The 23,322-nt window shown below is 62.1% G+C and carries 25 protein-coding genes; 14 read left to right on the forward strand and 11 right to left on the reverse strand.

Features of this window, described 5'->3' with window-relative positions; genetic code table 11:
• The first annotated feature begins 36 nt into the window (after positions 1 to 36).
• The 5 genes from ureA to ureC all read left to right on the forward strand — a co-directional run bounded on the left by ureA (position 37) and on the right by ureC (position 3,549).
• Positions 37 to 339, forward strand: coding sequence for an urease subunit gamma (gene ureA, locus N005_RS05845; protein WP_003197350.1), 303 nt, complete (start codon positions 37 to 39; stop codon positions 337 to 339).
• Between the two features lie 10 nt (positions 340 to 349).
• Positions 350 to 883 carry a GNAT family N-acetyltransferase gene (locus tag N005_RS05850; protein WP_047700273.1) on the forward strand — a complete coding sequence of 178 codons (534 nt, stop codon included), beginning with the start codon at positions 350 to 352 and terminating at the stop codon, positions 881 to 883.
• A gap of 6 nt (positions 884 to 889) precedes the next feature.
• The gene (locus N005_RS05855; RefSeq protein WP_047700275.1) at positions 890 to 1,423 is read left to right on the forward strand and encodes a GNAT family N-acetyltransferase; all 534 of its coding nucleotides are present in this window, start codon (positions 890 to 892) and stop codon (positions 1,421 to 1,423) included.
• On the forward strand, positions 1,420 to 1,725 hold the full coding sequence (locus N005_RS05860) for an urease subunit beta (protein ID WP_047700276.1): 306 nt from the start codon (positions 1,420 to 1,422) through the stop codon (positions 1,723 to 1,725). Before N005_RS05855 ends, N005_RS05860 begins: the two co-directional genes overlap by 4 nt.
• A 123-nt stretch (positions 1,726 to 1,848) precedes the next feature.
• Positions 1,849 to 3,549, forward strand: coding sequence for an urease subunit alpha (gene ureC, locus N005_RS05865; protein WP_047700278.1), 1,701 nt, complete (start codon positions 1,849 to 1,851; stop codon positions 3,547 to 3,549).
• A gap of 138 nt (positions 3,550 to 3,687) precedes the next feature.
• On the opposite strand, the gene N005_RS05870 is transcribed toward ureC, so the two are convergent.
• Positions 3,688 to 3,987 (reverse strand): chaperone modulator CbpM, encoded by a 300-nt coding sequence (locus tag N005_RS05870; RefSeq protein WP_047700279.1) that lies wholly within the window; start codon positions 3,985 to 3,987, stop codon positions 3,688 to 3,690.
• Positions 3,988 to 4,039: 52 nt separating this feature from the next.
• Entirely contained in the window at positions 4,040 to 4,978 is a 939-nt protein-coding gene (locus N005_RS05875) for a DnaJ C-terminal domain-containing protein (RefSeq protein ID WP_047700280.1), read from the reverse strand.
• Positions 4,979 to 5,273: 295 nt separating this feature from the next.
• On the opposite strand from N005_RS05875, the gene N005_RS05880 reads away from it, so the two are divergent.
• Positions 5,274 to 6,539 (forward strand): Hsp70 family protein, encoded by a 1,266-nt coding sequence (locus N005_RS05880; RefSeq protein ID WP_047700282.1) that lies wholly within the window; start codon positions 5,274 to 5,276, stop codon positions 6,537 to 6,539.
• A gap of 96 nt (positions 6,540 to 6,635) precedes the next feature.
• On the opposite strand, the gene N005_RS05885 is transcribed toward N005_RS05880, so the two are convergent.
• The 3 genes from N005_RS05885 to N005_RS05895 all read right to left on the reverse strand — a co-directional run bounded on the left by N005_RS05885 (position 6,636) and on the right by N005_RS05895 (position 9,138).
• Positions 6,636 to 7,649: an AI-2E family transporter gene (locus N005_RS05885; protein ID WP_047700284.1), complete on the reverse strand. Its 1,014-nt coding sequence runs from the start codon at positions 7,647 to 7,649 to the stop codon at positions 6,636 to 6,638.
• 238 nt (positions 7,650 to 7,887) lie between these two features.
• Complete coding sequence (locus tag N005_RS05890) at positions 7,888 to 8,184, reverse strand: PsiF family protein (RefSeq protein ID WP_047700286.1); 297 nt, start codon at positions 8,182 to 8,184, stop codon at positions 7,888 to 7,890.
• 63 nt (positions 8,185 to 8,247) lie between these two features.
• On the reverse strand, positions 8,248 to 9,138 hold the full coding sequence (locus N005_RS05895; protein ID WP_047701010.1) for an esterase/lipase family protein: 891 nt from the start codon (positions 9,136 to 9,138) through the stop codon (positions 8,248 to 8,250).
• Between the two features lie 185 nt (positions 9,139 to 9,323).
• Here N005_RS05895 and N005_RS05900 point away from each other — a divergent pair, with 185 nt between their 5' ends.
• Positions 9,324 to 9,854 carry a ferritin-like domain-containing protein gene (locus N005_RS05900; RefSeq protein ID WP_047700287.1) on the forward strand — a complete coding sequence of 177 codons (531 nt, stop codon included), beginning with the start codon at positions 9,324 to 9,326 and terminating at the stop codon, positions 9,852 to 9,854.
• A gap of 107 nt (positions 9,855 to 9,961) precedes the next feature.
• On the opposite strand, the gene N005_RS05905 is transcribed toward N005_RS05900, so the two are convergent.
• On the reverse strand, positions 9,962 to 12,037 hold the full coding sequence (locus tag N005_RS05905) for an AsmA family protein (RefSeq protein WP_047700288.1): 2,076 nt from the start codon (positions 12,035 to 12,037) through the stop codon (positions 9,962 to 9,964).
• Positions 12,038 to 12,399: 362 nt separating this feature from the next.
• Between N005_RS05905 and N005_RS05910 the strand changes: the two genes are divergently transcribed.
• From N005_RS05910 to N005_RS05940, 7 genes are all read left to right on the forward strand, one after another.
• Complete coding sequence (locus tag N005_RS05910) at positions 12,400 to 12,849, forward strand: hypothetical protein (protein ID WP_047700291.1); 450 nt, start codon at positions 12,400 to 12,402, stop codon at positions 12,847 to 12,849.
• Between the two features lie 154 nt (positions 12,850 to 13,003).
• Positions 13,004 to 13,636, forward strand: coding sequence for a TetR family transcriptional regulator (locus tag N005_RS05915; RefSeq protein WP_047700293.1), 633 nt, complete (start codon positions 13,004 to 13,006; stop codon positions 13,634 to 13,636).
• Between the two features lie 258 nt (positions 13,637 to 13,894).
• Positions 13,895 to 14,395 (forward strand): urease accessory protein UreE, encoded by a 501-nt coding sequence (gene ureE, locus N005_RS05920; protein ID WP_047700294.1) that lies wholly within the window; start codon positions 13,895 to 13,897, stop codon positions 14,393 to 14,395.
• Positions 14,392 to 15,066, forward strand: a complete 675-nt coding sequence (locus N005_RS05925) for an urease accessory protein UreF (protein WP_047700296.1) — start codon at positions 14,392 to 14,394, stop codon at positions 15,064 to 15,066. The genes ureE and N005_RS05925 overlap by 4 nt, the downstream gene beginning before the upstream one ends.
• 10 nt (positions 15,067 to 15,076) lie before the next feature.
• The gene (ureG, locus tag N005_RS05930) at positions 15,077 to 15,691 is read left to right on the forward strand and encodes an urease accessory protein UreG (protein ID WP_041020088.1); all 615 of its coding nucleotides are present in this window, start codon (positions 15,077 to 15,079) and stop codon (positions 15,689 to 15,691) included.
• Between the two features lie 32 nt (positions 15,692 to 15,723).
• Positions 15,724 to 16,296 (forward strand): HupE/UreJ family protein, encoded by a 573-nt coding sequence (locus N005_RS05935; protein ID WP_047700298.1) that lies wholly within the window; start codon positions 15,724 to 15,726, stop codon positions 16,294 to 16,296.
• A 272-nt stretch (positions 16,297 to 16,568) separates the two neighbouring features.
• Positions 16,569 to 17,702, forward strand: coding sequence for an AGE family epimerase/isomerase (locus N005_RS05940; protein WP_047700300.1), 1,134 nt, complete (start codon positions 16,569 to 16,571; stop codon positions 17,700 to 17,702).
• A 92-nt stretch (positions 17,703 to 17,794) separates the two neighbouring features.
• On the opposite strand, the gene N005_RS05945 is transcribed toward N005_RS05940, so the two are convergent.
• The 5 genes from N005_RS05945 to N005_RS05965 form a co-directional block, all read right to left on the reverse strand.
• Complete coding sequence (locus tag N005_RS05945; protein ID WP_047700302.1) at positions 17,795 to 18,562, reverse strand: SDR family oxidoreductase; 768 nt, start codon at positions 18,560 to 18,562, stop codon at positions 17,795 to 17,797.
• A gap of 851 nt (positions 18,563 to 19,413) precedes the next feature.
• On the reverse strand, positions 19,414 to 20,130 hold the full coding sequence (locus tag N005_RS05950) for an ABC transporter ATP-binding protein (protein ID WP_047700303.1): 717 nt from the start codon (positions 20,128 to 20,130) through the stop codon (positions 19,414 to 19,416).
• A complete protein-coding gene (locus tag N005_RS05955; protein WP_047700304.1) occupies positions 20,127 to 20,999 on the reverse strand; it encodes an ABC transporter ATP-binding protein in 873 nt (290 codons plus the stop codon). The genes N005_RS05950 and N005_RS05955 overlap by 4 nt, the downstream gene beginning before the upstream one ends.
• Entirely contained in the window at positions 20,996 to 22,276 is a 1,281-nt protein-coding gene (gene livM, locus N005_RS05960; RefSeq protein ID WP_047700305.1) for a high-affinity branched-chain amino acid ABC transporter permease LivM, read from the reverse strand. Before livM ends, N005_RS05955 begins: the two co-directional genes overlap by 4 nt.
• Positions 22,277 to 22,278: 2 nt before the next feature.
• Positions 22,279 to 23,193 carry an ABC transporter permease subunit gene (locus N005_RS05965; protein ID WP_047700306.1) on the reverse strand — a complete coding sequence of 305 codons (915 nt, stop codon included), beginning with the start codon at positions 23,191 to 23,193 and terminating at the stop codon, positions 22,279 to 22,281.
• Positions 23,194 to 23,322: the final 129 nt, after the last annotated feature.

Consider the following 23,322-nt stretch of genomic DNA (forward strand, 5'->3'; position numbering starts at 1 on the left):
AGCGCGAATTATTTATCTGCCTCTTATGGATTGCACATGGACCTGACCCCACGCGAAAAAGACAAGCTGCTGATCTTCACCGCCGGCCTCGTCGCCGAGCGGCGGCTGGCCCGTGGCTTGAAACTCAACTATCCGGAAGCCATGGCCTACATTTCCGCAGCCCTGCTCGAAGGCGCCCGCGACGGCCAGACCGTGGCCGAGTTGATGCATTACGGCACCACTTTATTAAGTCGCGAACAGGTGATGGAGGGCATCCCGGAAATGATCCCGGAGATCCAGGTCGAGGCGACGTTTCCCGACGGTACCAAGCTGGTCACCGTTCACCAGCCCATTGCCTGAGGACCGCGCCATGACTCATCGGATTCGTGACGCGCAGCCGGCGGACCTGCCCGCCATCCGCGACATCTACAACGACGCGGTGCTGAACACCACGGCGATCTGGAACGAACAGGCCGTGGACCTGGGCAACCGCCAGGCGTGGTTCGATGCACGGCAAGCCCAGGGCTACCCGGTGCTGGTGATCGTCGACGGCGAAGAACAGGTACTCGGCTATGCTGCCTTCGGCGACTGGCGCCCCTTCGACGGCTTCCGGCACACCGTGGAGCATTCGGTGTACGTGCGCAGCGACCAGCGCGGCAATGGCCTCGGTCCACGGTTGATGACGGCCTTGATCGAGCGCGCAAAGGCGTGCGGCAAACACGTCATGGTCGCCGCCATCGAAAGCGGCAACGCGGCGTCGATCCGTTTGCACGAGCGGGCCGGTTTCGTCATCGCCGGGCAGATGCCCCAGGTGGGGGCCAAGTTCGGTCGCTGGCTGGACCTGACTTTCATGCAGTTGATCCTCAATCCCGGGGCGCCTGCGCCTGTTTCCGACAAAGAGTGATATCAGATGAACGCCGCCCAGTTGCGTCGAGTCCACGCCGAAAGCTTTGCGCATTACCGCCAAGGCCTGATCGATCTGTTGCTCGACGCCGTGGGGTACGGCGCCAGTGTCGGCTTCATGGCCGATCTCGATGCGGTCCAGGCCCGCGCCTATTTCGACGAAGTCCAGGCCAGCCTCAACCAGGGCAGCCTGTTGTTGTGGGTCGTGGTCAAGGACGAACAGGTGCAGGCCAGCGTCCAGCTTGCCCTGTGCCAGAAACCCAACGGCCTGAACCGCGCCGAAGTGCAAAAGCTGCTGGTCCGCGGCGATGCCCGCCGGCGAGGCCTGGGCCAGCAATTGATGAGTGCCCTGGAACTCGGCGCCCGCCAGCACAAGCGGGGCCTGTTATACCTCGACACCCAGGCCGGCTCCGAGGCCGAAGCGTTCTACCGCGCCATGGGCTACACCCGTGTCGGCGAACTGCCCGACTACTGCCAGAGCCCGGATGGGACCTACACCCCGACCGCCATCTACTACAAGCTTTTGGGACAACCGCAATGATTCCAGGCCAATACCAGGTCCAGCCCGGCGACATCGAACTCAACGTCGGCCGCCGCACCCTGACGCTGACCGTCGCCAACAGCGGCGACCGGCCGATCCAGGTCGGCTCGCACTATCACTTCTTCGAAACCAACGACGCCCTGACCTTCGACCGCGCCGCCAGCCGCGGCATGCGCTTGAACATCCCGGCCGGCACCGCCGTGCGCTTCGAGCCGGGGCAGAGCCGCGAGGTGGAACTGGTGGACCTGGCCGGGCATCGTCGGGTGTTCGGGTTTGCCGGGCGGGTGATGGGCGACCTCTAGGTCGCAGTTCGTTCCCACGCTCCGCGTGGGAATGCATCTCGGGACGCTCCGCGTCCCACAAGCGGACGCAGAGCGTCCATGGCGGCATTCCCACGCAGAGCATGGGAACGATCAGGAAAGCACATGAAGATCTCGAGACAAGCCTACGCCGACATGTTCGGCCCCACCGTCGGTGACAAGGTCCGCCTGGCCGATACCGAGCTGTGGATCGAAGTGGAAAAGGACTTCACCGCCTACGGTGAAGAAGTGAAATTCGGCGGCGGCAAGGTGATTCGCGACGGCATGGGCCAGGGCCAGTTGCTGGCTGCGGAGGTGGTGGACACGCTGATCACCAACGCACTGATCATCGACCACTGGGGCATCGTCAAGGCCGACGTCGGTCTCAAGGACGGGCGCATCGCGGCGATCGGCAAGGCCGGCAACCCGGACATCCAACCCGATGTGACCATCGCCATCGGCGCCAGCACAGAAGTGATTGCCGGCGAAGGCATGATCCTCACGGCTGGCGGCGTCGACACCCACATCCACTTCATCTGCCCACAGCAGATCGAAGAGGCTTTGATGAGCGGCGTCACCACCATGATCGGCGGCGGTACAGGCCCGGCCACCGGGACCAACGCCACCACGTGCACCTCCGGCCCGTGGCACCTGGCGCGCATGCTCCAGGCTGCCGATGCCTTCCCGATGAACATCGGCCTCACCGGCAAGGGTAACGCCAGCCTGCCGGAGCCCTTGATCGAACAGGTCAAGGCCGGCGCCATCGGCCTGAAGCTGCACGAAGACTGGGGCACCACCCCGGCAGCCATCGACAACTGCCTGAACGTGGCCGACCAGTACGACGTGCAGGTGGCGATCCACACAGACACCCTCAACGAGTCCGGCTTCGTGGAAACCACCTTGGGCGCCTTCAAGGGGCGCACCATCCACACCTACCACACCGAGGGCGCCGGCGGCGGTCATGCGCCGGACATCATCAAGGCCTGTGGTTTCCCCAACGTGTTGCCCAGCTCCACCAATCCGACCCGGCCGTTCACCCGCAACACCATCGACGAACACCTGGACATGCTGATGGTCTGTCACCACCTGGACCCGAGCATTGCCGAGGACGTGGCGTTCGCCGAAAGCCGTATCCGCCGCGAGACCATCGCCGCCGAAGACATACTCCATGACCTCGGCGCGTTCTCGATGATCAGCTCCGACAGCCAGGCCATGGGCCGCGTCGGCGAAGTCATCCTGCGCACCTGGCAGACTGCGGACAAGATGAAGAAACAACGCGGCGCCCTGCCCGGCGACGGCGAAGGCAACGACAACTTCCGCATCAAGCGCTACATCGCCAAATACACCATCAACCCGGCGATCACCCACGGCATCAGCCATGAAGTAGGCTCCATCGAAGTCGGCAAGTGGGCCGACCTGGTGCTATGGCGCCCGGCGTTCTTCGGCGTCAAGCCGACACTGATCCTCAAGGGCGGCGCGATTGCCGCGAGCCTGATGGGCGACGCCAACGCCTCGATCCCGACACCGCAACCGGTGCACTACCGGCCGATGTTCGCCAGCTTCGGCGGCTCGCGGCATGCCACCAGCCTGACCTTCATCAGCCAGGCGGCCGCCGATGGGGGCCTGCCAGAACAGTTGGGCCTGAAGAAAAGAATCGCGGTGGTCAAGGGTTGCCGGGATGTGCAGAAAACCGACCTGATCCACAACGATTACCTGCCGGCCATCGACGTCGACCCGCAGACCTATCAGGTCAAGGCCGACGGTGTGTTGCTGTGGTGCGAACCGGCCGAGTCGCTGCCGATGGCGCAGCGGTATTTTCTGTTTTGACTGGGTGGCAAAGAGACTCCGTGGGAGCATAGCTTGCTCGCGATACAAGCACCTCGACACCAGGGAAACCGAGTTGCATTCATCGCGGGCAAGCCTTGCTCCCACAGAAAGCCTGCTCCCTTCGCCCAATGAATTGCATCACTCCACCAACCGCCCCAACCGCTGCTTGAGCATGCGGTTCTCGGTGCGCAGTTGCTGCACTTCCTCCAACAGGTCCAGCGCCAGGGCGACGCCTTCCCATTCCAGCTCCAGCTCGCGGCGCAGCTTGGCGGCACGCCGGGCCAGGACCAGTTCGTAGTCGGTGAAACGCCAGTCCGTCGGGGCCGCGCCGTGGGGTTCGAGGATGCCATGGGCGACGATTTCGATCACATGGACATCCTGCAACGCGGCGGCCTCGCAGAACTCCGTCAGGTTCAGTTCAATGATCGGGTTGTTCATGCTCTGCTTCTCCCAATGCCTTGACAGTGCAGGGCTGGCAAAGGCCCTGCCGTCAGAAATTCTCCCGTGGATCGAACGCGGCTTTCTTCGCCAGCTCCGCCCACAACGCCTTGACCGCCTCGTCGCTGGACTTGGGCATCACGGCCTTGAGCTGGACGAACAGGTAGCCGCGCTCACCGGCCTTGTTGCGCAGGCCATGGCCCTTGGCGCGCATGCGCTGGCCGTTCTGGCTGCCGGCCGGGACCTTGAGGTTGATCTTGCCGGTGAGGGTCGGGACGGCCACCTCAGTGCCCAGCGCCAACTCCCAGGGCGCCAGCGGCAGGGTGATGATCAGGTCCTGGCCTTCGACATCGAACTTGGGGTGCGGGGCGAAACGAATGGTCAGGTACAAATCGCCATTGGCCCCGCCGCCGATACCCGGCGCGCCCTGACCCTTGAGGCGGATCCGTTCGCCGTCGGTCACGCCCAGCGGGATTTTCACGTTCAGGCTTTTGCTGGTGTTGCTGACATGCTGGCCCGCCGAATTGTACTGCGGCACCTGGAAGCTAACCTTTTTCGATTCATTCGACAGGGTCTCTTCCAGGAAGATCGGTAATTCCATTTCCACGTCCTGCCCTCGACGGCCAGCGCTGCGACCTGACTGTCCGCCCCCGAATCCTGGCCCGCGATTGCCAAAGATCGAACTGAAAAAGTCTGAAAAATCCCCGGTGTCCTGGCCGCCGAAACCGCCACGGCTCTGCCAGCCCGGCGGCCCCTGGAACGGCTGGCCGTGCTGGCCATATCGACGCAGATCGTCGTACTCGGCGCGCTTGTCGGCGCTTTTCAGCGCCTCATAGGCCTCGGAGACATCCTTGAACTTGGTCTCGGCGTCCTTTTCCTTGCTGACATCCGGGTGGTATTTGCGCGCCAGTTTGCGATAGGCGGCCTTGATCGTGCTGTCGTCAGCCGTCGGCTCCACACCCAGGATCTTGTAGTAGTCTTTGAAGTCCATCTAAGCATCACCATCCGTTATCGATGTCGCACCGCCGTCCACAGCATGCCCGGATGATCGGACACCGGGTTGATCCATCTCATGATTGGGACCGGGCGGCGCTTCAGAAGTTTATCGGCAACCGGCGGCGGTTCTTGTGTCCGCCCTGTGGCTGCCAGTCTCATGCCGACAAGTTTGGGGGTCCAACGGTGTCTTTCAAGGCCGCCGGATGCGAATTAGCGGATAACCGGCCTTCGAATCCGCGCCGCACTGGCATACACTGCGCGGCCGTTTTTTCGACCGGAACCTGAACGACATGAAAAACGCATCCCCGGCCCGTGCCTGCGGCATCGACTTCGGCACGTCCAACTCCACCGTCGGCTGGCTGCGCCCCGGCATGGAAACGCTGATCGCGCTGGAGGACGACAAGATCACCCTGCCCTCGGTGGTGTTTTTCAATCTGGAGGAACGCCGCCCGGTCTACGGCCGACTGGCCCTGCACGAGTACCTGGAAGGCTACGAAGGCCGGCTGATGCGCTCGCTCAAGAGCCTGCTGGGCTCCAAGCTGATCACGCACGATACCAGCGTGCTGGGTACGGCGATGCCGTTCAAGGACTTGCTCGGCCTGTTCATCGGCCAATTGAAGAAGCGTGCCGAGGCCACCGCCGGTCGGGAATTCGAAGAAGTGGTACTGGGCCGCCCGGTGTTTTTCGTCGATGACGATGAGCTGGCGGACCAGGAGGCCGAAAACACCTTGGTGGAAGTGGCCCGCGCCATTGGTTTCAAGGAAGTCTCGTTCCAGTACGAACCCATCGCGGCGGCATTCGATTATGAATCGACCATCGAAAAGGAAGAGCTGGTGCTGATCGTCGACATCGGCGGCGGTACTTCGGACTTCTCCCTGGTGCGCCTGTCCCCCGAGCGTCGCACCCAGGACAACCGCCACGCCGACATCCTCGCCACCGGCGGCGTGCACATCGGCGGCACCGACTTCGACAAGCAACTGAGCTTGCAGGGCCTGATGCCGCTGTTCGGCTATGGCAGCCGGATGAAAAGCGGCGCCTACATGCCCACCAGCCACCACATGAACCTGGCGACCTGGCACACCATCAACGCGGTGTACGCGCAGAAATCCACCCTGGCGCTGAACAGCATGCGCTACGACATCGAAGACACCGGCGGCATCGACCGGCTGTTCAAGTTGATCGAGCAACGCGCCGGCCATTGGCTGGCGATGGAAGTGGAAGAAACCAAGATCCAACTGACCCACGCCGACCAGCGCCATGTGGCCCTGGACCGGATAGAGCCGGGCTTGAGCGTGGACCTGAGCCGGGCACTGTTCGAATCGGCTATCGATGGCCTGCTGGAGCGGGTCCGCGCCAGCGTCACGCAACTGCTCGGTGACGCCAACATTGGCGTCGATCAGGTCGACACGGTGTTCTTCACCGGCGGCTCCAGCGGCATCCCGGCCCTGCGCAACAGCGTCTCGGCGATGCTGCCCCAGGCGCGGCATGTGGAAGGGAACATCTTCGGGAGCATCGGCAGCGGGTTGGCAATCGAGGCGATGAAGCGCTACGGATAAAAAGCAGCTGCAAGCTTCGAGCTGCAAGCTTCAAGTAAAAGCTATCGGCGGAACCCGACCGTTCTTACTTGAAGCTTGCAGCTCGCAGCTGCTTCCCTAGACCATCCCCAGCTGCTTCAACTCGCTCTTGAGGTACGCATAATAAATCGGCCCCGCCACCACCCCCGGCAGGCCGAACGCCGCTTCGAACACCAGCATCGCCATGAGCAGTTCCCAGGACTTGGCGCTGATCTGTCCACCGACGATGCGGGCGTTGAGGAAGTATTCGAGCTTGTGGATCACGATCAGGTAACCCAGCGCCGCCACGGCGACCCAGATCGACAGCGACAGGCCGACGATGGTGATCAGGGTGTTGGACATCAGGTTGCCGATGACCGGCAACAACCCCAGCAGGAAGGTCATCACGATCAGGGTCTTGGTCAGCGGCAGCTTGATGCCGAACAGCGGCAGCACCACCGCCAGGAAAATCCCGGTGAAGAAGGTGTTGAGCAGGGAAATCTTGATCTGCGCGAAGACGATGTTGCGAAACGCCTTGACCAACAGGTTCAGGCGATCGAACAGTGCGGCGGCCAGGGGCTTGCGCTTGGTCAGGTCGGGGACGCGCTGCAAGGCAATGATCGCCCCCAGCACCATGCCGATCAGCAGCGTTACGAACATATGGGCCGCGTCCTTGCCCACCAGTTGCAGGTCGCTCAGGTGCTTGCTCATCCAGTCGCCGATCGCCACCCGGAACTCGGCGGCGCTGGCCGGCAGGTAGGCGTCGATGAAAGGGGGCAACTGCCCACGGGCGCGGTCGACCACGGCCATGAACTTGTCCAGGGATGCACCGGGGTTCTCTGCCTCATGCAGCAGGAAACTGATGGCTCCGGCGAAGATCAACGACAGGACACTCACCACCAGGGTGCCGAGCAACGCCACCGCGAGCCAGCGGGCACGTCGGCCTTCGATCAATCGCTGCAACTGCGGAGTGAGCATGTTGACCAGCTCGAACACCAGCAGCCCGGCCAGCAGGCTTGGCAACAGGCGCAGCGGCAACACCAGCAACAACCCACCAAAAATGATCACCCAACTGATCACCAACAACACATGACGCTGAGAAAACGTTGGCATACAGCCTCAGAGCATAAACGGCGTGAAAGGATCGGCAGTCTGCCAGCCTTCCGCTGACAGCACTAGGGATTGTATCGGCCGACTTTGGTCGGGGTTCAGGGGATTTTGCAGTGCCCGTGAGGGCCCTGTGGGAGCATGGCTTGCCTGCGATGCAGACGTCTCGGTTCATGTTTGATACCGAGGCGACGCTATCGCGGGCAAGCCATGCTCCCACAGAAGCTCGCGACAGGCACCTCCCTTATTTGTTCTTCAGGCAATCACTCATGAACGCTTTACGCTCATCGCCCTTGAGCGCCTTGGTGGTCGCGTCGGCATTGCAAGTCTTCATGCGTTCTTGCGGCGTTCCGCCCCGGACTTCCGGCGGCTTGGTCTTCAGGCACGTGCTCATGAAGGCCTTGCGCTCATCGCCCTTGAGCGCCCTGGCGGTGGCGTCGGCGTTGCAGGTGGTCATCTTGGCCTGCTGCGCCGTCGCGGCGAAGCCCTGGGAACACAGCAGCAAACCGATCATCAACAAAGGGACACGCAGCATCTTCATGACGTTTTCTCCTGTATGCCGCACGAGCGTGACGGCGATGAATCCAGTGTAGACAACGCAGCTCTATATACCGGCCGCTTTCAAGCGCTCCGCATGCTCGACAAACAACCGGATCGGCTCGGCTCCCTTGCCCACCAGCCCCAGGGACTGATTGACGATGTCGAAGTGATCGAGTGGATAGTCATCGCCGATGACCGTACCCAAGTGGGAACTGAAGCGTCCGACCATGCCATCGCACTGTCCCGCCTCGCGCACGAATGTCCGGGCGAACAGGCGGCAGCTGCGATTCGTGCCGTCGAAGAGGTTACGCCCCTTGTCGGTCTTGCCGGGCTGGAGGATCCCGGACCAGGAGTAATAACGCACGCCACCGACCTCTTCGGCCCCCTGGCCACCCCAGGTCTCAGGCAGTCCCTGTGGATAACGCTCATTGAAGCGCGCCACCCCGGCAGTGGTGAGGGATTCATGAGAGGCATGAAGGTCCACCGGCAGCTTCGGCCCGCGATAGCCGGTTTCGAGCAGGCTCATCAGTGCGTTGACCAGCCGCAGCGCAGCGCTGAGCAGGCGTCCCTTGGCAGTATCCGGCGGGTAGTGGGCCAGCAGGTAGTCGGCCAGCTCGGAGCCATGGTTGGGACCGGCCACCGAGGTGACGGAAGCCACCAGGTCCGGACGCATGGCTGCCGCGTAGCGGGCGCTGAGGGCACCCTGGCTGTGGCCGATCAGGTTGACCTTGGGCGCGCCGGTCTGCCGCAGCACCTCCTCGATCCGCGCCAGCAGTTGCTCGCCGCGCACCTCGGAAGAATGCAGCGGCGAAACCTTCACCGCCACCACCACCGCGCCACCCCGGCGCAGCGCCGAAACGATCCCATACCAGTATGGATACAGCACCAGGCGGATGAACCCGAGCATGCCCGGGACCAGCACCAGCGGGTAACGAGTGGCGCAGCGCTGCGACATACGGACGTCCTTGTGATCGATGATGGGGTTGAGCACCAGTCTAGGCGTCCTTCATGACGCCTGATCCAGTGTAGGAGCTGGCACATCTCATAAAACTTTTGCCTCGCTCATCACTCCCAACCTTGTAAGCGATCGCGCCTCGAGAGCGCGACGCCCCCAACCGGATCAGCCTCCAGGAGAACGAGATGAGCGACATGCACTTATCCGACGTGACGACCCTGCGCGAACGGGCGCGGCAAAACGTACAGAACGGCGCGGTGACCGAAGGCTACAACGCCGACCGACAGGAAGTCGTGCGCCTGCTCAACGAAGCACTGGCCACGGAGCTGGTGTGCGTACTGCGCTACAAGCGCCACTACTTCATGGCCACCGGCCTCAAGGCCAGCGTGGCGGCCAGCGAATTCCTCGAACATGCCAACCAGGAAGCGGAACATGCCGACAAGCTGGCCGAGCGCATCGTGCAACTGGGCGGCGAGCCGGAGTTCAACCCCGACCTGTTGAGCCGTAACTCCCATGCCCAGTACGTGGCAGGCAATACCCTCAAGGAAATGGTCTACGAAGACCTGGTGGCCGAGCGGATCGCCATCGACAGCTACCGGGAAATCATCCAGTACATGGGCGATAAAGACCCGACCACCCGGCGCATCTTCGAAGACATTCTTGCCCAGGAAGAAGAACACGCCGATGACATGGCCGATATCCTGGCCGATTTGTAAGACGCCATCGCGAGCAGGCTCGCTCCCACACTCGATAGGTGTACACCGTCAATGTGGGAGCGAGCCTGCTCGCGATGAGGCCAGCCGCCTCAGCGCAAATCCCCGAATCAGCGCGTCGGCTTGACCGTCACCGGCGCCTTGCCCGCCTTCATCTGCTCCAGCAACGGCGCACACTGGTTCGGCTCGCCACCGCTGGGCGCCACCAGGGCCAGCAGGCCTGCCGCCGGCGCAGCGATCACACCCAGCGCCACCATGCCGGCGCCGCGCAGCATCAGCGGCACGGCCTTGACCCCGGCCGAAGGCTTGGCGAACTTGCCCCGTACATACAAGGGCGAGCGCAGGGAAATCAGCCGCCAGCCCTTGGATTCCGGCGAAATGGTCAGGTCCAGTTGCTCCGTGGCCATGTTCGCCGTGCCGTCGATGTAGATGATCGCGTTTTCAGTATCGAATACGAACAAGCGAGTGGTTGCCAGGCCGGTCTTGATGTCGAAATCCGCCGCGGCACAGTTGATCTTCACTTCCTTGTCGCCAAAGATTTTCCCCATCACGTAGTTGCCCACGTTCAACCCCGCCAGCTCCATCAGCTCGCGACTGATGGCACCGTCGTTGATAAGCATTTTCAGCGTGCCGTTGGACGTACCGAGCAACGCCGCGACCGAGTTGCCGCGACCGCTGACGTCGGCGTCACCGTTGAGCTCGCCGAAACTGGTTTTCATCGGTTCGAAACCGGGGAACAGCTGTTTGAGCTTGAATCCCCGCGCCGTCAGCTTCGCCTGGCCCTCCAGGGGATGGGCTTGACCGTTGAGGCGGATCTGCGCATCGAGCCGCCCACCGGCAACGCCGAAACGCAGGGGTTCGAGGCTCAACTGGCCGTCGTTGAGCACCAGGTGCGTGTACAGATCGGTGAACGGCAACTGCGCACTGTGGACGATGCGTTTGCCGGTGAATTCCACGTCGGCGTCCATCGCGTTCCAACGCTCGGTGCGGAACTCCTCCACGGGCAGCACCTTGTCCGCCGGCTGCTTGCTGGCACTGCCACGGGCCTTCTGCTCGGTGTTGGAATCGGCACCGATCAGCGGCGCCAGGTCGCTGAACAACAGTTGATCGGACACCAGTGTGCCACTGAGTTTTGGCCGTGGCTGGCTGGCGGCGTAGGCCAGGTCGCCGTGGATGTCGCTGTCGCCGATCCGTCCATTGAATGCCTCATAGCGAAACAGCGCGCCACCCGGCTCATGGAGCTTGGCGATCAGATGACCGTCGGTTTCATAGGGCGGTGAGTCCGGCAAGGTCACGCCGGTCAGTGGGTACAGATGTGCGAGGCTGGTGCCGGCCAGTTTCAACCGCAGGTCCAGGGCGCCGAGATTCATCGGGTCGGTGAGGGTACCGGCCAGTTCGACACGGGTATCGGCGGTTTTTACCTGAGCCTGCAAGGGAAAGGGTTGCGATGCATTCTGCAAGGCCAGCAGGCCGCCGACCTTGCCGGAACCGCTGAGGTTCTGGCCGTGATACTGCCCGTCGACCTTGAAGGCAAACCCATAGTCCTGAGGCGTGGCCCCCTGGTCCTGGACCTTTTTCGCGGCCTTTTCGCCGACGATGTCCTTGAACGGAATGGACTTGCCCAGTGGGTCGATCAGCAGGTCGAGTCGGGTTCTCAAGGTCTGGTCGTCAAGTGTGACGTGGCCCTTGTCGAAGCCGATGGCCCCGATATCCACTACCCAGCTCGATGGCTCGGCGTCCGGGTCCTTCGGGTCGAACTTGAAGGTCCAGTTGGCGCGTCCATCAGCCAGGCGTTGCAGGTTGGCGTCGGGTTCGGTCAGGTCGATGCGGGGAATCGTCACTCGCCGGGCCAGCAAGGCCAGCGGGGAAATGCGCAATTCGACACGCTTGAGGGTGGCCATCTGCGGTTTTTTCGACCACTCGGGGTTCCCCAGGCTCAAGTCCTCGGCCACCACATGGGGCCACGGCAACCAGGCCCGCCAGCCACCCTCTTCGGGCTCACGTTGCCAGACCACGGCCAGGTTGCCGTTGATGGCGAACGGGCGATGCAGTTCCTCGGACACCTTGGCGTTAAGCGTCGGCTTGATCCGGTTCCAATCGAAGAACACGATGACCAGCACCAACACGGCCAGCAAGACAACAAGGCTGGCCAAGCTCCAGGTAAGGATTTTTGAAGTGCGTGTCATGCACAAGGCTCCTGATGACAAATCGGCGTCCGTACCGCAACACCTGAAAAACCGAACCTGTAGTCGGCTCGTTATATGAGTAAGACTGGCGGAACGCCCAACAGGTTTACCACCCGGGATGAAAAACCTGACCGATCCGCCAGCCGTCTGTTACCGCCAGCGCACATTCGCGCGGCGAAAGTGGGTACGAAATACCCACCATGGTGCAAAACCGCCCCCCGGAAACGCCCGTTCTAGAGCCTTTCCACCGAACAATCAATTCCGTTGATTATTACCATTGCGTTTATGAACTTTTATATCGACTTATCGAGAGTAGCATTGCCCTCGTACCCACTTTTTAGCCCTCCCGAGGAGCAACGATCATGAAACGCCAATTACTGATGAGTCTTTCCCTTTCACTGCTGGCCTCCACCGCTTTCGCCCTGCCAGCTTCCGAACAGGCTACACCACAGGTCAAGGACAGCCACTCTGTGTATAGCCAGACTGTTGCCGAAGACGGCTTCAACCAAACCCGTCAAGGCCAACTCGCTGAAGACGGATACAACAACACCCCTCAAGGCCAGCTCGCTGAAGACGGCTACAACAACACCCCTCAAGGCCAGCTCGCCGAAGACGGCTACAACAACACTCCTCAGGGCCAGCTCGCCGAGGACGGCTACAACAACACACCTCAGGGTCAACTCGCCGAAGACGGCTACAACAACACCCCTCAGGGTCAACTCGCCGAAGGTGGTCGTGACCGCCTGGAAGAAAAAGGTCTGGTTGAAGACGGCAGTGATCGGGCCCTCGAACGCAACAGCAAAGTGAGCTGAGCCCATGGTGGCCGTGAAAAAAGCCCGATTCCTGCAATCGGGCTTTTGACTTTTCAAGCCCCGCTTCCCCCGCGTAATCCCCCTCTACGTTCGACGTCGGCAAAGCCGATTTGCTAAAGTGCCTCGCTCCCATGACTCGGAAGTCAGTCCTGCGATGTTGCCCCGCGCCGAACAGAAACAACAGACCCGAATTGCCCTGATGGACGCGGCCCGTCATCTGATGGAGTGCGGCCGGGGGTTCGGCAGCCTGAGCCTGCGCGAAGTGGCCAAGACGGCGGGCATTGTACCCACTGGTTTCTACCGGCACTTCGACGACATGGATCAATTGGGCCTGGCGCTGGTCAGCGAAGTGGGCCAGACCTTCCGCGAAACCATCCGGCTGGTGCGTCACAACGAATTCGTCATGGGCGGCATCATCGATGCGTCGGTGCGGATTTTCCTCGACGTGGTGCAAGCCAACCGATCGCAGTTCCTGTTCCTTGCCCGCGAACAGTACGGCGGCTCCCTGCCGGTACGCCAGGCCATTGCACAACTGCGCGAAGCCATCAGCTCGGACCTGGCCGCCGACCTGGCGTTGATGCCGAAACTGCAGCATCTGGAACTGGCCGGGCTGAGCGTGATGGCCGACCTCATCGTCAAGAGCGTGTTCGCCACCCTGCCCGACATCATCGACCCTCCCGTCGAAGCGCCCCCCGACCACCTCACGCCCCAGGCGAAGATCACCCAGCAACTGCGGTTTATCTTTATCGGCCTCAAGCATTGGCAAGGCTTGGGCAGCACCGAGTAATCGCCCTGTGGAAGCGAGCCTGCTCGCGATGGCGGTAGATCAGACACATGGAAGTTGACTGAGCCGCCGCTATCGCGAGCAGGCTCGCTCCCACAGGTTCGTTGCACGCCATAAAACAGTGCAAACACCTTGCTGCGTGCACCGGTTCGGAGCGCGCAGCAAGCTATCCCAAGCATCCCACGCCCATTTCCTACGCCATCTTCGATTGGCAAGCCCCTTGCTCTAAACACAGCACCGTTCATTGCTGGAAGCACTCCGATGCTGGTGATTCATCGCAGAATCGACACTCAACCCCGCTGGGATGCGGAGCTTCGTCTGACTTTCGATGCCCGCAGCAAAAGTCGCCTGCGCTGTTTCAGTGCCGAGGGCGAAGACGTGGGATTGTTTTTGGAGCGGGGTCAGCCGCCGCTTCATGACGGCGAATACCTCCAGGCCGAAGACGGCCGTATCGTACGGGTCTGCGCCCGTCCCGAACAATTGCTGCACGTCACCTGCGCCAATGGCTTCGAGCTGACGCGCGCGGCCTATCATCTGGGCAATCGCCATGTGGCCCTGCAAGTGGGCGATGGCTGGTTGCGCCTGCTGGACGATTACGTGCTCAAGGCAATGCTCGAACAACTGGGCGCCAGCGTCGCCGCCATCGAAGCCCCTTTCCAACCCGAACATGGCGCCTATGGCGGCGGCCATCACCATTCGCGGCATGGCGAGGAAGACTTCAACTACGCACCGCGCCTGCATCAGTTCGGCGTGCGCACATGAACCCGGCCTGGGCGCTGTTGCGTCTGGCCAGCCCGCAGTTGCCCATCGGCGGCTACAGCTATTCCCAAGGGCTGGAGATGGCGGTGGATAACGGCCTGATCAACACAGCCGACGACGCGCGCCGATGGATCAGCGATCAATTGCTGTTGAACCTGGCACGCTTCGAAGCGCCCTTGTTGCTCGCCCATTGCACCGCCGCTGCGGCCGAGGATTGGGACGCCCTGGAGCAACACTGCGCAGCACACCGCGCCAGCCGGGAAACCCGCGAGCTGTACCAGGAGAGCCGACAGATGGGCTATTCGTTGCAGCAACTGCTCGGCGGCCTGCCGGAACTCGACGGGGCCGCCCGGCGCTTTCTCGAACAACGCAGCGAACCCCACCTGGCCCTGGGCTGGGCCCTGGCCGCCCGCGCCTGGGACATCACTCCCCAGGACGCGCTCGCCGCGTGGCTGTGGAGCTGGTTGGAAAACCAACTGGCGGTGCTGATGAAAACCCTTCCCCTCGGCCAGCAAGCCGCCCAGCGCCTGACCAGCGAGCTGCTGCCGTTGCTGCAACAGGCCCAGCACAACGCTTCGAACATCGACCCCGAACATTACGGCAGCGCCGCGTTTGGCCTGTCCCTGGCGTGTATGGCCCATGAGCGCCAGTACAGCCGTCTGTTCCGTTCCTAGGAGACCAACAATGAATACACAACCCCTGCGCGTCGGCATCGGCGGCCCGGTGGGCTCCGGCAAGACCGCCCTGACCCTGGCCCTGTGCCTGGCCCTGCGCGAGCGCTACAACCTGGCGGTGGTCACCAACGATATCTACACCCGCGAAGACGCCGACTTCCTGGTGCGCAACGAAGCCCTGGCGCCGGAACGGATCATTGGCGTCGAAACCGGCGGCTGCCCGCACACGGCCATTCGCGAAGACGCCTCGATCAACCTCGAAGCGGTGGACCAGTTGAACCGGCGCTTCCCGGGGTTGGATCTGATCCTGGTGGAGTCCGGCGGCGACAACCTCTCGGCGACCTTCAGTCCGGAACTGTCGGACCTGACCCTTTACGTGATCGACGTATCGGCTGGGGACAAGTTGCCACGCAAGGGTGGGCCGGGTATCTGCAAGTCCGACTTGCTGGTGATCAATAAAATCGACCTGGCACCGCTGGTAGGCGCTTCCCTGGAGATGATGGACAGCGACACCCGGCGGATGCGCAACGGCAAGCCATTCGTCTTCAGCAATCAGAAAACCGGCCAGGGCCTGGACGAGATCATCGCGTTCATCGAGCGCCAGGGCCTGTTGACGGCCGCTTGATTTTTTCGACTTTTCAACAAGGAAGCTTCTTCATGACATTCAAACGCATCCTCGGCGCCCTCGCCCTGCTGCTGGCCCCGGCCCTGGCCTTCGCCCACCCCGGCCATGGCGACAATGGTCTGATTGCCGGCCTCGGGCACCCCATCGGCGGCCTGGATCACCTGCTCGCCATGCTCGCGGTCGGCTTGTGGGCGGCACAACAACAAGGCTCCGCACGCTGGGTGTTGCCCTGCACCTTCATCGGCACGATGCTGATCGGCGGCTTGTTCGGCTTCGCAGGCATGCAGTTGCCGGTATTGGAAAGCGGGATCGCCGCCTCGGTGCTGGCCCTGGGCCTGGCGGTGGCGCTGGCCGTGCGTCCGCCATTGAGCCTGGCGGTTGCCGCGACGGCATTGTTTGCGTTGTTCCATGGCGTAGCCCATGGACTGGAGCTGCCGGACATGTCGAGCCCCTGGGCGTACGCGGCCGGATTCGTCGCGGCGACGGCGGCGTTGCATGGCGCAGGTTTCGCCCTGGTGCGCGTATTGCCGCGAGCGGCTGCGCCATTGGTGCGTCTGGCGGGGGCGGCTTCGGCGGGGGTTGGGGTCTGGTTGTTGGCAGGTTGATTTTTCAGTGCCTGTAAGGGCCTCATCGCGAGCAGGCTCGCTCCCACAGTGGATGGGTGTACGCCGTCCATGTAGGAGCGAGCCTGCTCGCGATGACAGACTTGCAGGCGCTACCTATCTGAAGTCGGTCACTCTCCCACAGTGGATGGGTGTACGCCGTCTATGTGGGAGCGAGCCCGCTCGCGATGACAGACTTGCAGGCGCTACCTATCTGAAGTCAGTCACTCTGCTACCATGTCGCGCAATCGCCCCTGCCGTGACGACGTCCGCCCATGCCCGATGCTTCCCGCCCCGCTCCTTCGCCTGAGTTGATCGCCCTGTTCGCAACAGTGCGCCAGCATTTCCACGAGGTGATCGTGCCCATGTGGCAAGGCCCGGGCTGGAACGCCGAGCTGGCGCTGCCCTACGAATCCCTGGATGCCACCCACACGCCGTTGCCGCCCCAACGCTACCGCGCGATGGCCTGCGCAAGACAGCTGTATGTGTTCGCCAGCCTGATCGGCGGAGTGACAGGGGCCGAAGAACGGGCCGCGGTGCTGTTCCGCTCGCTGCAGCGGCACTTCCACGATGGCGAATACGGCGGCTGGTTCTACAGCATCGACCCGCAAGGCGCCCCGCTGGATACCGGCAAGGATCTCTATACCCACGCCTTCATCCTGTTCGCCTGCGCCCATTACTGGGACAAGGTTCGCGAGCCGCTGGTGGAATCGGTGCTCAACGCCGCCCTGGAAGTCATTGCCCGGCGCTTCGCCACCGGCGACGGTCTTTACGAGGCCAATCTCAAGCGCGATTGGTCGACGCTCGGATCCGGTCCGTTGCAAAATCCCTTGATGCACCTGGCCGAAGCCTTCCTCGCCACCCTCTCGGTCCGTGAGGACGCAACCGTTCGCCAGGCACTGCTGAGCCTGTGTGACGGGATGTCCAAGCGCTTCATTGAGCCGAAGCTGGGCGTGATGATGGAGAAGCCGCTCAAGGCTGTGGATAACTGGTACGAGCCGGGACACCAGTTCGAGTGGTATTTCCTGCTGGCCTCGTCGCCCCTGCTCCAAGGCGGCAAATTGCACACCACCCTGGAGCGAAGCTTTGGCTATACCGAGCAACAGGGCGTGAACCCGCAGTCCGGTGCGGTGTGCGCCATGCTGGGCCTGGCGCCGGAGGCTGTCGCCCGCGACGCCACCCAACGCATCTGGGCCCAGGCCGAGTACCTGCGCGCCCTCACCCTGCGCCCGGGAAGCCAGGACGTGCTGCTGCGTCAGCTGCAGGCTCTGCAACAGCATTTCCTGCATGCCAAGGGCTGGAACGAATGCCTTGATGCCGACGGCCTCGTCAGTCGCCGGGACATGCCCTCGACCACGCCGTATCACTTGATGACCTGCTATCGCGGGTTGGCCGATTACCTGGGTTGACCGGTCGACTGCTATCGCGGGCAAGCCTTGCTCCCACAGTACTGAGCTTTCCGTGGGAGCAAGGCTTGCCCGCGATGAACGATAACGCGGTCCTATCTTTTGTTATTTCTCTCAATGGCAAACCCGGCCCAGGTCTGGCTCACCGGCATCAGCTCCAGGCTGTTGATGTTGATGTGTGCTGGCGTGTTGAGCACCCAGTAGATCGTTTCGGCAATGTCCTGCGGCTGGATCGGCTCGGCCCCGGCATAGGTCGCGTTGTAGCGCTCCTGATCACCGCCGAAGCGCACCAGTGAGAACTCGCTCTCACACAGGCCTGGCTCGATGTTGCTGACCCGCACGCCGGTCCCCTGCAGGTCGCAGCGCAGGTTCAGCGAGAACTGTTTGACGAATGCCTTGCTCGCGCCATACACATGGCTACCCGGGTACGGGTAGTTGCCGGCGATGGAACCCAGGTTGATGATCCCCGCGCCGCGGCCATGGGCAATCAGGCGCGGCAGTAGCAGGCGCGTGCTGTAGAGCAGCCCCTTGACATTGGTGTCGACCATCGTGTCCCAGTCATCGAGGTCGCACTTGGGTGCCGGGTCGACCCCCAGGGCCAGTCCGGCGTTGTTGATCAAGCCACGCAGTGTGGCGAAGGACGGCGGCAGATTGGCGATTGCCTCCTCCATGGCCTTGCGGTCGCGCACATCCAATACCAGGCCATGGACTTCGGTCTGTTTCGATAGCTCGGCGCAGAGGGCATTGAGGCGCTCTTCACGGCGCCCGGTCAGCACCAGTTTCCAACCGGCTTCGGCAAAACGACGGGCACAGGCTTCACCGAATCCGGACGTCGCCCCGGTGATAAACAGGGTATTGGACATCATGTTCTCCTTGATTGGGCTTGAGGCAGCCATTGAACGGGATCGGCCCACAGCATGCCCGGCCCGACAGCGAGCGGCAACTGTCCGCCACGGATGTTGGTCCAGGCCAGCCTGATCATAAAACGATCAAACGGCGCCAGCCCTTGCAGGACAAGGCACGTAGCCTGTTGCCCGCACCTTATCCACAGGCACGTCCACAGTAATCGGGGGCAACTGAAAACCCCGCAAGCCGCTGTGCATAAGGCTTTGCGCGGCCTCGGGAAATTTTTTTTCCCTTGACCCTGCATATGAGGTTGTGCAGAACGGATTCTCTGCTATAAGCCGGAGCTGAAGGAGACGATGGCTCGGAGCCAGTAACCACGGCCCTCAGAGCGGTCTTTCCAGAGTTTAGTCACAGACTTATCCACAGGCTTGCCCACAGATTTACCAGGCTGTTCCAGTGCTCAGAAAAGGGTTGACAACCTGCACTCCCGCACGCTTGAAAACGGCTGTTCAAAAAATGATCGCAGCCCTGCAAGCCACGTATTTAAAGGCGTCCAGCCAGCTACTCCCACGTTACCCACAGCCGGCTCCACAGCAAACGGGGACAACTCAAAACCTTGGCAAAACAACCGTTTGCGGCGACTTTATGTCGCGGTTTGGCAAGGGCTGTGGATTGTTGTCCACAATTCTTCCGCCACATCCATTTCCCCTGTGGGAGCGAGCCTGCTCGCGATAGCGGTGGGTCAGGCCCGTGGATGCTGACAGGTTTATCGCTATCGCGAGCAGGCTCGCTCCCACAGGGGGTGGTGGGTTCTGAAGGCAATAAAAAACCGGCGATCACTCGCCGGTTTTTTATTGCCTTATCGGCGTCAGTGCCCGCCCAGATACGCGTTGCGCACTTCTTCGTTGGCAAGCAGCTCCTTGCCGGTGCCGGTCAGGCGGATTTCGCCGTTGACCATCACGTAGGCCCGGTCCGACAACCTGAGGGCGTGGTTGGCGTTCTGTTCCACCAGGAAGATGGTCATCCCGGTGGACGCCAATTCCCGCAGGGTGGCGAAGATCTGCTTCACCACGATCGGCGCCAGCCCCAGGCTCGGCTCATCGAGCAACAACAACTTCGGCCGGCTCATCAATGCCCGGGCGATGGCGAGCATCTGCTGCTCGCCGCCGGACATGGTCATGGCCCGCTGGTTGCGTCGCTCCTTGAGTCGCGGGAACAGCTCGAACATGCGCTGCATGTCTTCACTGGCATGCTTGTCACCGATGGGGATGGTGCCCATCAGCAGGTTTTCCTCGACGGTCATGTCGGGGAACACCCGCCGCCCTTCCGGCGACTGCGCAATGCCGTTGGACGCGATGTAGTGGGACGACTTGTGGGTGATGTCCACACCCTGGTAGATGATCTGCCCGCTGGCCGCGCGCGGCTGGCCGAAGATCGACATCAGCAGCGTGGACTTGCCGGCACCGTTGGAGCCGATCAGGCTAACGGTCTCGCCTTCGCCAATGTGCATCGAGACTTTCTTCAGGGCCTGGATCGGCCCGTAGAACACGTCCAGTTCCTTGAGTTCGAGGATCGGTCCACTCATACCAGTTCCTCTTCATCGGCACCCAGGTAGGCCGCGATCACCTTCGGATCGTTGCGAATCGCCTCCGGACCGCCCTCGGCGATCACGTTGCCGTGGTCCAGCACCACGATGTGGTCGGAAATGCTCATTACCATGCCCATGTCGTGTTCGATCAGCACCACGGTCAGATCGTGCTCGTCGCGCAGCAGCCGGATCATCGCGCTCAGCGCTTCGGTTTCCTGAGGGTTGAGGCCCGCGGCCGGTTCGTCGAGGCAGATGACCTGCGGACGGGTGCACATGGCCCGGGCAATTTCCAGGCGGCGCTGCTGACCGTAGGAAAGCTCACCCGCCAGGCGGTTGGCGCAATCCACCAGGTCCACCACTTCGAGCCAGTAGAAAGCGTGGTCCAGCGCGTCGCTTTCGGCCTTGCGATAGCCCTTGGTGTTGAGGATGCCGGCCACCAGGCTGCGGTTGACCCACATGTGCTGGGCCACCAGCAGGTTTTCCAGCACCGACATTTCCCGGAACAGGCGGATGTTCTGGAAGGTACGCGCCAGGCCGGCACGGTTCACCAGGTGGGTACCGCCGAACATCTTGTAGTACAGGCGGCTGGCAAAGGATTTCGGCGAGACGAAATCGCTGGGACGAAACGCTTCGCCCAGCAGCTTGATGACGTTGGTCCGCTCGCCGCGCACGTTGAGCTCGATCTTGCCGCCCGAGGCCTTGTAGAAACCGGTCAGGCAGTTGAACACCGTGGTCTTGCCCGCGCCATTGGGGCCGATCAGGGCGAAGATCGAGTTGCGCTTGACCTGCAGGCTGACGTCGCTGAGGGCCTTGATGCCACCGAATTGCATCATCAGGTTTTCGACTGAGAGTACGACTTCGCTCATGGCGCTACTCCTTTACGCGGCGTCACACCGGTACGGCTGATGCGGATCAGGCCGCGAGGTCGCCAGATCATCATCAACACCATCAATACGCCGAACAGCAGCACGCGGTATTCGGAGAAACTGCGCAGCAGTTCCGGCGCCACGGTGAGCACGAATGCCGCGATCACCACGCCCACGGTCGAGCCCATGCCGCCCAGGACCACGATCGCCAGGATCAGCGCCGACTCGAAGAAGGTGAACGACGACGGGTTGACGAACCCCTGGTAGCTGGCGAAGAACACCCCGGCCAGACCGGCCGTGGAGGCACCGATGGTGAACGCCGAAAGCTTGACCAGCACGTGGTTCAGGCCCATGGAACGGCAGGCGATCTCGTCTTCGCGCAAGGCTTCCCAGGCGCGGCCGACCGGCATGCGTGTCAGGCGATGCTTGATGTAGAGCACCAGCAGCACAACGATGAACAACACGATGTAGATGAACAGGAATTTCAGGTTCGGGTTGTAGTCGATGCCGAAGAACTCGTGGAACGGCACCCCTCCTTCCTTGGCCTTGCGGCCGAACTCCAGGCCGAGAAAGGTCGGCGACGGCACGGGCATGCCATTCGGCCCGCCAGTGAACGACAGCCAGTTATTGAGCACCAGCCGGATGATTTCGCCGAAGCCCAGGGTCACGATCGCCAGGTAGTCACCGTGCATTCGCAACACAGGGAAACCCAATATGCATCCTGCCATCGCCGCCGCGATTGCCGCCAGCGGCAGCACGGTCCAGAACCCCAGCCCCAGGTACTGGTAACCCAGCGCCAGGCCATAGGCGCCGATGGCATAGAACGCCACGTAACCCAGGTCGAGCAGGCCCGCCAGGCCGACCACGATGTTCAGGCCCAGGCCGAGCAACACGTAGATCAGCCCGAGGATGACCACGGTGAGCACGTACTTGTTGGCGAAAAACGGAAAGACGATGGCAATCACGATCAACGCCGGGATGATCCAGCGCAGGCGCGACTTGTAGTCCGGTGGCAGGACGTGCACGCCGGAACCGGGGCTTTCGAAACCCTGAAGTACCTTCAGGCCCTTGGGCGTTTGCAGGAACAGGCTCAAGGCGAAACGCCCGATCATCACGATCCCCACCAGCCAGCCGACACGGGCCGGTTGCAGGTTGAAGCTGTAGCCTTCGAGCACCACGCCGACAATCGGCCCGAACACGATCAGCGAGATCAGGCCCGCCAGGATCGCGTCGATGACGCTCTGTTTGATATCCATCGGTTTATTGGCAGCAGACATACTTATACCTTCGCCACGAGTGGGCGACCCAGCAGGCCTTGGGGACGGAAAATCAGGATCATCACCAGCAGGGAGAAACTGAACACGTCTTTGTAGTCGGAGTTGATCAGACCGGAGAACAGCGATTCGGAGATCCCGAGGATGATCCCGCCGAGCATCGCCCCAGGCAGGGAACCGATGCCGCCGAGGACCGCCGCGGTGAACGCCTTGATGCCGATGATGAAGCCGGCATAGAAGTCGAACGTGCCGTAGTTCATGGTGATCAGCACACCGGCCAGGGCCGCCATGGCCGCGCCGATGATGAACACATAGGAAATCACCCGGTCGGTGTTGATCCCCAGGATCGAGGCCATCTTGCGATCTTGCTGGGTGGCACGGCACATGCGTCCGAGCTTGGTGTACTTGATGATGTAGGTCAGCAAGGCCATCCCGGCGAACGCGGCGACCAGAATGAATATCTTGGTGTAGGTGAGCTGGACGAAGCCGGTACCGATATCGATGCGCATGGCGCCTTCGAGCAGTGTCGGCACACCCTGTTGGCGGGCGCCCTGGCTGATCTGTGCATAGTTCTGCAGGATCAGCGAAATGCCGATGGCACTGATCAGCGGTGCCAGGCGGGTGGAGTTGCGCAGCGGTTTGTAGGCGACGCGTTCGATGACCCAGCCATATACCCCGGTGACCACGACCGTGAACACGAGGGTGCCGAGGATCATAAGCGGAAAGGATTCAATACCGAAATAAGCCAGCAAGGCCAGGCTGATTGCCGCGAGGTACGCGGAGATCATGTAAACCTCGCCGTGGGCGAAGTTGATCATGCCGATGATGCCATAGACCATTGTGTAGCCGATGGCGATCAGACCATAGACCGACCCGAGGGTCAGGCCGTTGATCAGTTGCTGCAGGAAAATACCATCCATAACGCAATCTCACGCATTTGAAAGACTGCACGCACACCGCAGCGACGGACCGGGGTTCAGCCGCCGAGGCTACACGATGGGCGCACAGCTTTCGGGAGAAAAGACAGGTGGGTCTTGGCCCGGGAAGGG

The organism is Pseudomonas mediterranea CFBP 5447, from assembly GCF_000774145.1.
Taxonomy (GTDB): Bacteria; Pseudomonadota; Gammaproteobacteria; order Pseudomonadales; family Pseudomonadaceae; genus Aquipseudomonas; species Aquipseudomonas mediterranea.